The 13,933-nt window shown below is 56.1% G+C and carries 13 protein-coding genes; 11 read left to right on the forward strand and 2 right to left on the reverse strand.

What is annotated here, in order from left to right; genetic code table 11:
* Positions 1–25 precede the first annotated feature (25 nt).
* Positions 26–1,222 carry a ComEA family DNA-binding protein gene (locus ACQE3D_RS17170; protein ID WP_427551015.1) on the reverse strand — a complete coding sequence of 399 codons (1,197 nt, stop codon included), beginning with the start codon at positions 1,220–1,222 and terminating at the stop codon, positions 26–28.
* A gap of 298 nt (positions 1,223–1,520) precedes the next feature.
* On the reverse strand, positions 1,521–2,093 hold the full coding sequence (locus ACQE3D_RS17175; RefSeq protein WP_064026228.1) for an HXXEE domain-containing protein: 573 nt from the start codon (positions 2,091–2,093) through the stop codon (positions 1,521–1,523).
* Between the two features lie 457 nt (positions 2,094–2,550).
* Between ACQE3D_RS17175 and ACQE3D_RS17180 the strand changes: the two genes are divergently transcribed.
* The 11 genes from ACQE3D_RS17180 to ACQE3D_RS17230 all read left to right on the forward strand — a co-directional run bounded on the left by ACQE3D_RS17180 (position 2,551) and on the right by ACQE3D_RS17230 (position 13,869).
* The gene (locus ACQE3D_RS17180; RefSeq protein WP_064026224.1) at positions 2,551–4,287 is read left to right on the forward strand and encodes an acetolactate synthase 3 large subunit; all 1,737 of its coding nucleotides are present in this window, start codon (positions 2,551–2,553) and stop codon (positions 4,285–4,287) included.
* Positions 4,287–4,778 carry an acetolactate synthase small subunit gene (ilvN, locus tag ACQE3D_RS17185; protein ID WP_064026222.1) on the forward strand — a complete coding sequence of 164 codons (492 nt, stop codon included), beginning with the start codon at positions 4,287–4,289 and terminating at the stop codon, positions 4,776–4,778. Before ACQE3D_RS17180 ends, ilvN begins: the two co-directional genes overlap by 1 nt.
* A 99-nt stretch (positions 4,779–4,877) precedes the next feature.
* Positions 4,878–5,894 carry a ketol-acid reductoisomerase gene (ilvC, locus tag ACQE3D_RS17190; protein ID WP_071155408.1) on the forward strand — a complete coding sequence of 339 codons (1,017 nt, stop codon included), beginning with the start codon at positions 4,878–4,880 and terminating at the stop codon, positions 5,892–5,894.
* Between the two features lie 69 nt (positions 5,895–5,963).
* Positions 5,964–6,749, forward strand: a complete 786-nt coding sequence (locus tag ACQE3D_RS17195; RefSeq protein ID WP_313729626.1) for an outer membrane protein OmpK — start codon at positions 5,964–5,966, stop codon at positions 6,747–6,749.
* A gap of 193 nt (positions 6,750–6,942) precedes the next feature.
* On the forward strand, positions 6,943–7,683 hold the full coding sequence (gene pssA / locus ACQE3D_RS17200) for a CDP-diacylglycerol--serine O-phosphatidyltransferase (RefSeq protein ID WP_064026216.1): 741 nt from the start codon (positions 6,943–6,945) through the stop codon (positions 7,681–7,683).
* Between the two features lie 6 nt (positions 7,684–7,689).
* Positions 7,690–8,544, forward strand: coding sequence for a CHAD domain-containing protein (locus tag ACQE3D_RS17205; protein WP_313729625.1), 855 nt, complete (start codon positions 7,690–7,692; stop codon positions 8,542–8,544).
* Between the two features lie 239 nt (positions 8,545–8,783).
* A complete protein-coding gene (locus tag ACQE3D_RS17210; protein ID WP_168032437.1) occupies positions 8,784–10,328 on the forward strand; it encodes a 2-isopropylmalate synthase in 1,545 nt (514 codons plus the stop codon).
* Positions 10,329–10,337: 9 nt separating this feature from the next.
* Complete coding sequence (locus tag ACQE3D_RS17215; RefSeq protein ID WP_313729624.1) at positions 10,338–11,207, forward strand: uracil-DNA glycosylase; 870 nt, start codon at positions 10,338–10,340, stop codon at positions 11,205–11,207.
* A 4-nt stretch (positions 11,208–11,211) separates the two neighbouring features.
* Complete coding sequence (gene rimI, locus ACQE3D_RS17220; protein WP_281021033.1) at positions 11,212–11,766, forward strand: ribosomal protein S18-alanine N-acetyltransferase; 555 nt, start codon at positions 11,212–11,214, stop codon at positions 11,764–11,766.
* A gap of 69 nt (positions 11,767–11,835) precedes the next feature.
* On the forward strand, positions 11,836–12,612 hold the full coding sequence (locus tag ACQE3D_RS17225; RefSeq protein WP_281021034.1) for a TIGR01458 family HAD-type hydrolase: 777 nt from the start codon (positions 11,836–11,838) through the stop codon (positions 12,610–12,612).
* A 711-nt stretch (positions 12,613–13,323) separates the two neighbouring features.
* On the forward strand, positions 13,324–13,869 hold the full coding sequence (locus ACQE3D_RS17230; protein WP_168032434.1) for a DUF1097 domain-containing protein: 546 nt from the start codon (positions 13,324–13,326) through the stop codon (positions 13,867–13,869).
* Positions 13,870–13,933 lie beyond the last annotated feature (64 nt).

Below are 13,933 nucleotides of genomic sequence, written 5' to 3' on the forward strand. Positions count from 1 at the left end.
CCGCGCGCCGCTCAATCTGGAACATTTACAACGCAAACAGCTCGCGCAACAATTTCAGTAATTTCGGGCCGACGCCCTTGACATTGGAGAGGTCGTCGAACGAGGCGAACGGTTGCGCAGCGACAATATTTTCGACGGTCTTTTTCGGCACGCCCTTTAGCGCGCCCAATTCGTCCAGGGTTGCTTGGTTGATCGACGCTCTCGACGCCTGCTCCGCGCCGGCAAGCGCTACCGGCTCGACTGGCGTGACTGTCGATTTTTTGGTGTCGCCGAACTGAACATTGATGACATTGTCCGACTCTTTGCGAACCGCGACCGGTTTCGGCGCCACTGTGTAAGGGACCGCGAAATTGATGCAATCCCGAGTTTCGTAAGCCACTCCGTTCCATTCCCGCAACATGAGACTCAAATGCCAGCGACCGACCGGCGGCTCGCAAAATTCGGTTTCCAGACTCAGCTCGCGCAAACCTTGCCGACCGGCCAATTCGCCGACCCGGACGCCGGCCACCGCGTAACCGTCGAAATGCCCGCCTTGATAGGCTTGATCGAGCGCCCATAACTCCAACGCCAAGGTACCGCTGATATTGTCCGCGCCGCGCCGGTTGGCAATTTCACCTACATTCAACCGAATCCGCCCATTTTGAACGTCATAACCGCAATTGCCCAGTAACAACAGTTCGGCGGCCGCCGGTTTGAGCGCCTGGGCTTGCAAGAAGTAGTCGTTCTCGACAAAGCGTCCCGATTGGTTATCGCTGGCTTCGGCATGCTTGTACTCGATGAAACTCACTTCGATGACATTGTTCGAAGCTTGCCGGACGGCGGTTTTAACCGGACGGTACGGTGCCGCGAAATTGACGAAATCGCGCGTCTCGTAAGCCATGCCATTCCACTCGCGCAACATCAGCGTCAGTTGCCAGTATCCTTCGCCGGGCTCTTGGAACGCCAGATCCCACGAAGCAGGCCCAATCGCATGTTGACCATGCAATTCGCCGATAACGACGCCAGCCAACGGAATGCCGCTGAAACCGCCGCCCTGATACGCTTGATTCAGCGCCCAGAGTTCCACCGAAAGCGTGCCGCTTAGATTCCCGAACGACCGGTGGTTGGCAATTTCACCAATATTCAGCGTAATACGGTCGCCTAGAATGGAATAACCATTAATACCGCTTAACCGCAACTCTGGAATATCGGTATCAAAAACAGGGTTTTGTAATGCATACATAGATTATGACTCAGTGATTAAGGAAGGAAAATTATATATCAAGCCTAGAATATACCGCCATTATTTCCAACCTTTTACTGCTTATAAAACAGCCGCTTAAGCACCAACTAGGTGCAATTAAGCTGAATTTAACGCTCTATTTTGGTGAATACCGCAAAACTCAAACCCCGCCAATTCGAATATACTGGATCCGGAACGAGCGCACAGGCTTTTAAGAGAACACAAAACTCGCAAAGCGTCGATACGAACGTAGGTCAGCCGACCTCGGCGCATCGGTCGCCTGGCCAAATCGCGTGCTTCATGCGCGACCCTCAAATGCGCCCCGGCTACGGACGTAAACGATAATCCCGGCATGGATGGCAACGGCAACCGCGATGCCGGTCGCGTGCGCCACAAATCCCGCGACCCCGGCCATATGAAACTGCCAAATACTGTAAGCACCTACCGGCAAGAACAGCGCCGCGCCGGTCGCAAGTCCGGGATTGTACATTTTGAAAGCCAAGGCGTGACCGATGTGGACCAGACCGTTGACGACGGCCAGATAGACTGCGATCAAACCCAGACCCGGCTCGTGGAGCACCGCCAAATAGGTGGCAATGACGATGACGCCCCAAACGCCGGGGACATTGATGATAAACACGGCCAACGACGACAGCACGGGCTTGCCGCCGCCGACGGTCCGGTTGAAAAAAGTTCGGAAGCGGTCTTGATCGTGTTCCTCGTACTGATGCAGCATATACATCGGCAGATGCAGAAACGTCAGCGCGAGCGGCATCGACCACCCCGCGGTCAACAACGGGAATAACATCAATAATAGTAACCCGGCCAACGCGCCGCCATAAACCCAATGCGTTATCAAGCGCTCGAACATGAAATGTTTCCGACAGTCGATTAGAAGTCGTTAACTCTAGTCCAATTCGAAAGTTTCAGCGCCGACAAACGGCCGATTTCCGTGTTGGAATCGCCAAGTAAACAACGCAGCCCCCCCCCGACTGGTCGTATCCTTGGAAGACCGCAACAAAATAAATAGCGAATAGCGTGACAAATGTGGAAAGTAATCAGCGAATAGGAACCCATCCCGCCCGAACCGGACAAACTGGATCGAAAGTTCGCGCAACGCCCTTCGCTGAAACGGCTTCGAGACCTCTTGCTCCCAGTTTAATTCGCCATGCATCGCTTCATGACGATCGACCCTAAATTGCAGTGTCGGCAAAATCCAAGCGAAACCCTGGGTTTTCCTTGACGAAAACGACCAAAGACAGTAGCTTATCCAACCTTTTTTGTAAATCCGTATCCGTGCGATCCGTATTGTTTTCGAGGGCTTAAAATTGGAACTCAGTGGCGGGCAAATTCTTGTCCAATGTCTTAAAGATGAAGGTGTCGAATTCGTATTTGGCTATCCGGGTGGCTCTGTATTGCACATCTACGATGCCATATTCCATCAAGACGACGTGAAGCACATCCTGGTCCGGCACGAACAAGCCGCGGCCCACTCGGCGGACGCCTACGCCCGCGCCACCGGCAAGCCCGGCGTGGTGCTGGTGACTTCCGGCCCCGGCGCCACCAACGCCGTCACCGGCATCGCCACGGCGTATATGGATTCGATTCCGATGGTGATTATTTCCGGACAAGTGCCGTCGCCGGTGATCGGCAGCGACGCGTTCCAGGAAGTCGATACGGTCGGCATCACCCGCCCCTGCGTCAAGCACAACTTTTTGGTCAAGGACGTCAACGATCTCGCCGAGACCATGAAAAAAGCCTTTTACGTGGCAACGACTGGTCGCCCCGGCCCGGTATTGGTCGACGTGCCGAAGGACATCACCGACCCAAACATCAAGGTACCTTATAAGTACCCGAAAAAAATCGTGATGCGCTCCTACAACCCGGTGGTGACCGGCCACAAGGGCCAGATTAAGCGGGCCGTCGATATGCTGCTGGCCGCGCAACGCCCGATCATTTATTCGGGCGGCGGCGTAATCCTGGGCGAGGGCCATCAAGAATTGACCGAGCTGACTCAATTGCTGGGCTTTCCGATCACCAACACCTTGATGGGTCTGGGCGCTTATCCGGCCACCGACAAGCAATTCGTCGGCATGCTGGGCATGCACGGGACTTACGAAGCCAACATGGCGATGCACGAAAGCGACGTGATCCTGGCGGTCGGCGCGCGCTTCGACGACCGGGTTACCGGCAAGTTGACCGAGTTCTGCCCGTACGCCAAGATCATTCATATCGATGTCGATCCAGCCTCGATTTCCAAGACCGTGAAAGTGGACGTGCCGATTGTCGGCGAAGTCAAACCGGTGCTGAAGCAAATGCTCGAGTTGATCCGCGACAGCAAGGACAAACCGTCAAAGGCCTCCCTGGAAAACTGGTGGAAGCTGATCGACAGTTGGCGCGGGGTACGCTGCCTGGAATACGACCGGGAAAGCCGGATCATCAAGCCGCAATACGTGGTCGAGCAATTGTACGAAGTCACCAACGGCGAGGCCTTCGTGACCTCGGACGTCGGCCAACATCAAATGTACGCGGCGCAGTATTACCATTTCGATAAGCCGCGGCGCTGGATCAACTCCGGCGGCCTGGGTACGATGGGCTTCGGCTTGCCGGCCGCGATCGGCGTAAAGCTGGCGTTTCCGGAAGCAGACGTGGCCTGCATCACCGGCGAAGCCAGCATTCAGATGTGCATACAGGAGCTTTCGACCGCGTTGCAATACAACACGCCGGTCAAGATCGTTAATCTGAATAACCGTTACATGGGCATGGTCCGGCAATGGCAGGAATTTTCCTATCAAAGCCGCTACTCGCACTCCTACATGGACACGATTCCGGACTTCGTCAAACTCGCCGAAGCCTACGGCCATGTCGGCATGCGCATCGAGAAACCGGAAGAAGTGCGCGACGCACTGAAACAAGCCTTTGAAATGAAGGACAGAACCGTGTTCCTGGATTTCATTACCGATAGAACCGAGAACGTATATCCGATGATAGAAGCAGGCAAGGCCCACCACGACATGAAATTGCGCGTCGCGCCCGGCACTCCGGTCGACAGGGAGTTATCGTGATGCGGCACATTATTTCCATCCTGATCGAGAACGAAGCCGGCGCGCTATCGCGCGTCGCCGGACTGTTCTCGGCGCGCGGCTACAATATCGAATCGTTGACCGTGGCGCCGACCGAAGATCCCAGCCTGTCGCGGATGACCTTGGTCACCAGCGGCAGCGACGAAATCATCGAGCAGATCACCAAGCAACTGAATAAATTGATCGATGTCGTCAAATTGATCGACCTGGCCGAATCGGCGCATATAGAGCGCGAGCTGATGCTGGTCAAAATCAAAACCAGCCACGACACCCGCGAGGAAGTCAAACGCATGGTGGATATTTTTCGCGGCAAGATCATCGACGTCACCCACAACAGTTACATCGTGGAAATGACCGGCCAATCCAATAAATTGGACGCCTTCATCCACGGCTTCGAGGAAGGCTGCATCATCGAAGTGGTGCGCTCCGGCCCGACCGGCATTTCCCGCGGCGAAAAAGGCTTACACCTATGAGCGTCGCCGGAGTACCGCGCTAGATTGGTACTCCGCGTGACGGCGACTCCCAGAAAGTCGATAAAATTTTTAATTCACACCAGAGTAACGAGAGAACCTATGCAAGTTTATTACGACAAAGACGCCGATCTTTCGATCATCCGCAGTAAGAAAGTCGCCATCATCGGCTATGGCTCGCAAGGCCATGCCCATGCCAACAATCTGAAAGACTCCGGTGTCGACGTCGTCGTCGGCTTGCGCGCTAGCTCCGCGTCCGTCGGCAAGGCCCAGGCCAGCGGCCTGACCGTCAAGGACGTACCGGAAGCCATCGCCGGCGCCGACGTGGTGATGATTCTGACCCCGGACGAATTTCAATCCAAGCTGTACAAGGAAGAAATCGAACCGAACATCAAACAAGGCGCGGCCCTGGCTTTCGCCCACGGCTTTGCGATTTTATACAACCAAGTCGTGCCGCGCGCAGACCTGGACGTGATCATGATCGCCCCGAAAGCACCCGGCCACACCGTACGTTCCGAGTTCGTCAAAGGCGGCGGCATCCCGGATTTGATCGCGATTCACCAAAATGCGTCCGGCATGGCCAAGGAATTGTGTCTGTCCTATGCCTCGGCGATCGGCGGCGGCCGTTCCGGCATCATCGAAACCACTTTCCGCGACGAAACCGAAACCGACTTGTTCGGCGAACAAGCGGTATTGTGCGGCGGCGCGGTCGAACTGGTCAAAGCCGGTTTCGAAACCCTGACCGAAGCCGGCTATCCGCCGGAAATGGCCTACTTCGAGTGCTTGCACGAACTGAAACTGATCGTGGACTTGATGTACGAAGGCGGCATCGCCAACATGAATTACTCGATCTCCAACAATGCCGAGTACGGCGAATACGTGACCGGTCCGAAAGTCATCAACGAAGAAAGCCGTTGGGCGATGAAACAAGCCCTGGAAGACATCCAGCAAGGCAAATACGCCAAGCAATTTATCCTGGAAGGCCAAACCGGCTACCCGGAAATGACCGCGCGCCGTCGCTTGAACGCCGAACATCCGATCGAACAAGTCGGCGCCAAATTGCGCGCGATGATGCCGTGGATTAAGGCCAACCAAATCGTCGATAAAAGCAAGAACTAAGCTGATCGACTAGACTTAAAAGCCCATCTTCTCGATGGGCTTTTTTTTTGTCCGCTAGATCGAATGAGCATGCCCGAGTCGCTGCGTTCGCATACGCTGAAAACCGTCATCGCCGCCGCGGCACTGGGCGCGCCGACCGCCAGCGTGGCCGAACGGCTGGACTGGAGCACCAGCGAAATTCAATATTTGCACGGCCCGACCTACTCCGAACCGTTTAACGCCAACGATATCGCTCGCTCCATCGTCACCGTGACCCATACTCACGGCTGGCGTTACGGCCGCAACTTTTTCTTCATGGACACGCTGTTCACCGAAAGCGGTCAACCGGCGCAAGTCAACCTATACGGCGAAGCGTACAGCACCCTTAGCTTCGGCAAAATCAGCGGCCTGGATCTGTCGTTCGGCATCATCAAGGATGTCGGCGCCACGGCGGGCATCAACCTGGGCGAAAACGTCAATAGCCCGCATAGCGGCTATCGGGCCTGGCTGTATGGCATTAGCGTCGATTTCGATTTGCCGGGTTTCGAGTACTTCAATGTCGATTTTTTACGGCAACGCGTCACCGAACCCGCCGACATCGGCACTTCTTGGCAAATCACGCCGGTGTGGAAACTGCCTTTCGAAATCGCCGGCACAAAATGGAGCTTCGAAGGCTTCGCCGATTTCATCGGCCGCAACCAAACCGCCGCCCGCCAAGCCCTAGCCCAACCACAACTGCGCCTGGACCTCGGCGATCTATGGGGCGCGGGTAACCATTTGTTTATCGGCATCGAATATCAATACTGGCACAACAAATACGGCATCAAAGGCCTGCATGAAAGCCTGCCGCAGGCGCTGGTGGTTTGGAAGTTTTGAGGAGCCCGTGACATCAACGATTTGCACGACAGACCACGCCGGTTTGGAATCCTCCGTTTAACCGGCCAAACCGCTGATGCGTCGATGCAGGCCGAGATCGTTTAACTGAACGGCCCGCAATCGGCATTTCCTCAAGCAACCGTCATATTCACCATGTACAATGCCGCCAAATCGAATTTCCCGTCCGACCGAGATGATAAAAAAACCAGCAATTGCGCGTCACAGAGGCATTTATCTGCTGCCCAACTTGTTCACCACCGGTGCGATGTTCGCCGGGTTTTACGCGATCACGTCGGCGATCAACGGTCGCTTCGAAACCGCCGCGATTTCGCTGTTCATCGCGATGGTGCTGGACGGCCTAGACGGCCGAGTGGCCCGGCTGACCAACACCCAAAGCGAATTCGGCGTGCAATACGACAGCTTGTCCGATATGGTTTCGTTCGGCGCCGCGCCGGCCATCGTCATGTATTTGTGGACCTTGTCCAGCATGGGCCAGGCCGGCCTGTTCGCCGCCTTCGTACACATGGCCGGCGGCGCGTTGCGCTTGGCGCGTTTCAACACCCAGGTCGAAGTCGCCGATAAACGTTATTTTCAGGGCTTGCCCAGCCCGGCGGCGGCGGCGATTCTGGCCGGCGGCCTGTTGTTTTGCATCGAAAACGGCTACGACGTCGAGAATTTCAAATATCTGGTGCTGTTTACCACGATCAGCACCGGGCTACTGATGGTCAGCAACTTCCGCTATTCCAGCTTCAAGGAACTCGATTTCAAGAACAAAGTGCCGTTCATCGTCGCGATTATCGCGATGCTGGTGATCGGTTTCGTGATGGCGCAACCGCAACGCATGCTGTTTTTGTTGTCGGTCGGCTACGCGCTGTCCGGCCCTATCGTCACGCTGGTGGTGCGCAAACGCCGGCTGCAAAGCCGCAAGGGCTAAACAGTCATGGCCGGGGCCGGCAAGTTCTTACAACACGCCCTGGACCGCCACTGGCAACTGTATCGCAAACGCCTGCAAACCTGCCGACAAAGGGCCGACGAAGACAACATCCACAAATTACGCACCGGCATCCGCCGGCTGGTGTCGGTGATAGACCTGATCCGCGCCTTGGCGCCCTGCCCCGCGTTACGCAAAGCCCGCAAAGTGCTGAAGGCGCAACTCGACCGCTTCGACGATTTGCGCGATACCCAAGTCATGTTGCTGACCATCGACGCGGCTATCGTCGAACTGCCGGAATTGCGCGATTTCCATGAGCACTTGCGTCGCCGGGAGAACCGATTGCTTGGGCGCCTGGAACCCGAGATTGCCGCTTTTAGCACCGGCAATCTGCGGCGCAAACTGAAAAAGTCCGGCCGGCGAGCAAACCGGCGCGCCGCCGACATCGATCTCGCCCAAGCCATCCCGGCCGTCGTCGATCGGGTTTATGCCGATGCGCTGGAGCGCCATGCCGCAATAAATGACAGCCATCCGGCCACGATCCATCAACTGCGGATCGCGCTGAAAAAGCTGCGTTACATGCTGGAAGCCGCGCCCGATCAAATTCCTGGACTGAAGCCGGACTTACTGGAACGCTTGCAACGCTATCTAACCGCGATGGGCGATATTCAGAACGCGGAAGTGCTGGCATCGGCCTTGGCTGAGTTCTATCGAGGCGCGCCGCCCGCACCGGTCGCCGACTATTTTCAGCGGCAACATCGGCAGCTGATGGCCGAATTTATTGCGGACCGTTACGAGATCTTTCGATTCTGGCGAGCCGCGCCCGACCAAGCTCAACCCTGGCAACACGACCTCGCCGTTTAGGCGCAACGCCGCACTTGAGCCGCGTGGCGACTATGCAGTATAGTGCGGCCCCATGAACATCAAGACGACTTTTCCGCAGCCTACCGAATTCGCCCGACCAGTATCCGGCCATCTTGCGCTCGCCCCGTCTCCAAGACTGCTGCCCTGAGGGGCTAGCAATCATTCCACGACGACTTCAATAAACACCACTTTTTCCGCTTTCTCGGCGAGATGCCGAACGTTTCATGAACGGAGCCCTCATGAAAGATTCATTGATTATTTTCGATACCACCTTGCGCGACGGCGAACAAAGCCCCGGCGCGTCGATGACCCGCGATGAAAAAGTCCGCATCGCCCGCGCCCTGGAGCGCATGAAAGTCGATGTCATCGAAGCCGGATTCCCGGCCGCCAGTCAAGGCGATTTCGAGGCGGTGCAGGCCGTCGCCGATGCGATTAAAGACAGCACGGTCTGCGGTTTGGCCAGAGCCTTGGACAAAGACATCGACCGGGCCGGCGAGGCTTTGAAAGGCGCGAACAGTTCCCGCATCCATACCTTCATTGCCACTTCGCCGATCCACATGGCGAAAAAGCTGAACATGCAGCCGAACCAAGTGATCGAGTACGCGGTCAAGGCCGTCAAACGCGCGCGGCAGTACACCGACAATGTCGAGTTCTCGCCGGAAGACGCCGGCCGCTCGGAAGAGGATTTTTTGTGCCGGATTCTGGAAGCGGTGATAGATGCCGGCGCGACGACCTTGAACATCCCGGACACGGTCGGTTACAGCATGCCGCAGCAATTCGGCGCGATGATCGCCAATTTGCGGCAACGGATTCCGAACGCCGACAAGGCCGTCTTCTCGGTACATTGCCATAACGACTTGGGACTTGCGGTCGCTAATTCCTTGTCGGCGGTGATGAACGGCGCCCGTCAGGTCGAATGCACGATCAACGGCCTGGGCGAGCGCGCCGGCAACGCCTCGCTGGAGGAAGTGGTGATGGCAATCCGCACCCGCCAGGATTTTTTCCAATGCGACACCCGCTTGGACACCCGCGAGATTGTCACCTGCTCGAAGCTGGTGTCGTCCATCACCGGCTTTCCGGTACAGCCCAACAAGGCTATCGTCGGCGCCAACGCCTTTGCCCACGAATCCGGCATTCACCAGGACGGCGTTTTGAAAAACCGCGAGACTTACGAAATCATGCGGGCCGAGGATGTAGGCTGGACCACCAACCGGATGGTGCTCGGCAAGCATTCCGGCCGCAACGCGTTCAAAACCCGAATGGCGGAACTCGGCGTGCAGTTCGATAGCGAAGCCGATTTGAACGATGCCTTCTTCCGCTTTAAGCAGTTGGCCGATAAAAAGCACGAAATCTTCGACGAGGATTTACAGGCGCTGATTTCCGAGCAAAGTTTCGAGGCCGAAGACGAACACATCAAACTGGTGGCGCTGAAAGTCTGTTCCGAGACCGGCGAAGTGCCGAACGCCACCGTAACCATCCTGGTGGACGGCAAGGAAGTCACCGGCAACGCGACCGGCGGCGGGGCGGTCGATGCCAGCCTGAAGGCCATCGAAAGCCTGGTGCAAACCGGCGCGACCTTGGCTTTGTACTCGGTCAACAATATCACCACCGGCACCGATTCTCAGGGCGAAGTGACAGTCAGACTGGAAAACGCCGGCCGCATTGTCAACGGCTCCGGCGCCGATACCGACATCGTCATCGCCTCTGCCAAGGCTTACATCAACGCGGTCAACAAACTGCAAAGCCCGGATCAGCGCCAGCATCCGCAAAAGGGTGACGTGTAACAGCTCGCGATGGAAAAGTCGGTCCGCTTGCAATACCTGGAGGCGATGGGTATCGATGCCTGGGAACTTCGGCATCCATCTATCGTCACCGAGCAAGCGGTTGCCGCCCCTGTAGGGTGGGCATCGCAAAGCGAAGCTCACCACTTCGACGCTGCCGATAACGAAGCCGCGCCAACAGCGGAATATCCGGCCGTAGACGAAACTACCACCGATCACCGGCACGCTGAACCGGCACTGCAAACCGCCGCATCCGACTCGTCTTGTATATCCGAAAGCGATGCCTTCGCACCATTGCCGCATCACCCCAAGTCTCACACCGACGTCCATGCCTGGAAAGACCTGCAGCACGAAGTCGCTATCTGCCGCGCCTGCGCTCTCTGCGAGACCCGCACCCAGACCGTATTCGGCGTCGGCAACAAGCATGCGACTTGGCTGCTGATCGGCGAAGCGCCGGGCCGCGACGAGGATCTGCAAGGCGAACCCTTCGTCGGGCGGGCCGGCCAATTGCTGAACGAAATGATCCGGGCTATAGGCATGCGCCGCGAGCAGGTCTACATCGCCAACATGCTGAAATGCCGACCGCCGAATAATCGCGATCCGCGGGCCGAAGAGGTCGATGCCTGCCACGATTTTTTAAAACGCCAGATTGAACTGATTCAACCCAAGCTCATCGTGGCCGTCGGCCGCATCGCCGCGCAAAATCTGCTAAAAACCCAGCAACCGCTGGCGCGGCTGCGCGGCATCCGCCACGAATTGGCCGGAATACCGTTGACGGTGGTACACCACCCCGCTTATTTGCTACGCTCGTTGCCCGAAAAAGCCAAAGCCTGGGAAGACCTGCAATTCGCGCTTTCCGTTTATCAATCGCTGGAAACCTAACCCCATGTGGAAATTGCTACACAAGCTGAAAGATGCCGTGATTTACGACGCCGACCGCGAGTTTTACGCCAAGGTATTTCCCGATTCGGTCGCGCCGCGCGACTTGCTGAGGCTGCGCAAGATGGACCACGCCGATTTACCGCGCGTGCTGACCATCGAAAATGAAAATTACGAGTTTCCGTGGTCGGAAGGCATTTTCAAGGATTGTTTTCGCGCCATCAATTACACCAACTGGGTCTGCGAAGCGCCGGACGACAGCATCGTCGGCTATTGCATCATCTCGGTGATGGCAGGCGAGGCCCATATCATGAATATCAGCGTCAGTCCCCGCTTTCAGCGCCAGGGCGCCGGCCGCAAGATGCTGGAGCATTTGATCGAATACGCCCGACCGCGCGCCGAAAAAATCTTTCTGGAAGTCCGCCCCAGCAACCCCGGCGCGATCGACCTGTACCGCAAAACCGGTTTTCGGGAAATCGGCGTCCGCAAGAATTACTATCCCGCCAAGCAGGGCCGCGAAGACGCCATCATGTTCGAACTCGATCTGGTGCCGCGACTCTAACACGGCCGCTTGACCGGGCCGGAAACGATGAGGTAAAACCCCGCACCAGGGTATCCACGAGACTTTCCGATGACTGTTTCAGAAATTGACGGCCTGCTGTTCGATCTGGACGGCGTTCTCTACGTTGGCGACGCGGCGATTCCCGGCGCGGCGGCGGCGCTGGCGCACATCCAGTCGTTGGGCTTGCCCCGCCGCTTCGTCACCAACACCACGACCCAATCGCGCGCGCAATTGGCGGCCAAACTGCAAGCCATCGACTTGCCGATCACCGCCGACGAGATATTGACGACTCCGCACGCCGCGCGCCTCTACCTCAAACATCGCGGCTACCGCAGCTGCCATTTTCTGGTCGCCGACGCGGTCAAGGATGAATTCGCCGAATTCAACGCCGCCGCCCAACAGCCGGACGCCGTCGTGATCGGCGATATCGGTTCGGCCTGGAATTACGACATTCTCAACCGGGTGTTCGAAATGGCCATGGCCGGCGCCGAGCTAATCGCCTTGCACAAAGGCAAATTCTGGCAAACAGCCGACGGCCTCAGGATGGACATCGGCGCTTTCGTCACCGGCCTGGAATATGCGACCGGCAAGACCGCCGCAGTCATGGGCAAGCCATCGCCGGCCTTTTTTGCGCTGGCCTTACGACAACTTGGGCTGCCAGCCAGCCGGATCGCTATGATAGGCGACGATATCGATTCCGATGTCGGCGGCGCTCAGCGCGCCGGACTGCAAGGTATCCTGGTCAAGACCGGCAAATACCGCGAGGCCTATACCCTAGCATCGTCAGTGCAACCCGATCTGATACTGGATTCGGTCGCCGAGCTGCCTCGGCATTTAGGACGTTAGCAAGCTTGCTGTGCTGAAACAGAACACTCGATTGCGAGCCGGCGTTTGGAAACGCAGGCATTGACGCGTGCAGCAAGCCGGGCTCGGCGGACAAGCCTCCGCCTTCACGGCCGGCGTAAGTCGCAGAGGTACCTAAACCGACTGTTTTCATCACGGCCACCCCTCGATTCTAACAAACTGAATTCGTTTTAACTCCCCGCCAAAGCCCATCGGCGCCGATGCCGATTTCCACACTCTAAAACCGGAAGGATTCCGTTTATTTGGGATTTCTGTTTCATCTAAGGCCATTCGAAAAGCCGAGGCCCGAACAGAATGCTGTTACCGAAAACGCATCCGATAATATAACAAGTTATTGACTTACCAATCTTTTAAACCTGCTCATTATTATTAACCTGGATTCGCGCCGAGATACGCAAATTTAGCGCGCTTATTCCCCTGAATACACATGCTTTAAGGCACTAGAAAAATCAACAAGGAATTTTCCCAAGTGATGCCGGGAATTATTCTGTCTGGACCTGATAAGTTTCGTCCATTTTGACGAAAAATATTATCATCGACGGAAGAGCTGTCAGCGTGACAAATTGTCGCATTTTCAATAAATAATCGGAGTGCTATATTTTGGATTGGTTAATTTTTACGAAAAAAATAACCTCGCCCCTGCGGCTGATCACTTTTATTTCAACACCCTTGATAATCAACAGGAAATTTCAAATGGAAAAAATTACAGCACTATCTCTGAGCATCGGCATTCTTTCTGGAGTCGCCACGTATTTTGCGGTGGGCCCCGCGGCGGGCGTGTTTTTTATTTGGGCTGCAACGATTGCATGGGCGGCTTATTTCTTATTAGGCGCGGACCGAGAGGCGGCAATTAACACGATAATCAATGGAATTTTCGGAGTGTTCATGGCCTGGGTCACCGCATTATTGCTGCTGAAAATAGATCCGGAAATCTCATTGGGCGTCGAAATTACCACGGCATTAATCGTGGCGGGCGCGGTGATTGTACTGTGTCTGTCTGCGAATTTACCGCAATTCGCGATTATACCGGTTGGCGTTTTGGGTTACTCCTCCACCTTCGCTTATTTACTACAAACTCCCGATAAATTGAATCAGGAAGTTCTTTTAGGCGCATCGCTGAATAACCCGCTGTTGGTCATATCGATTTCGTTTATTCTCGGATCGGTATTTGGACATCTTTCGAATCAATTGGCCGGAAAACTTAGCAGTATTCCAAGCCCTCTGGTTAGAAAAAGATAAAACAGGATTAGCACCACCAGGCAAGGATGCCGAAACGCTTATACATTCAGCGAAGTCGAACAGC

The sequence above is a fragment of the Methylomonas sp. MS20 genome, assembly GCF_050275925.1.
Classification (GTDB): Bacteria; Pseudomonadota; Gammaproteobacteria; order Methylococcales; family Methylomonadaceae; genus Methylomonas; species Methylomonas koyamae_A.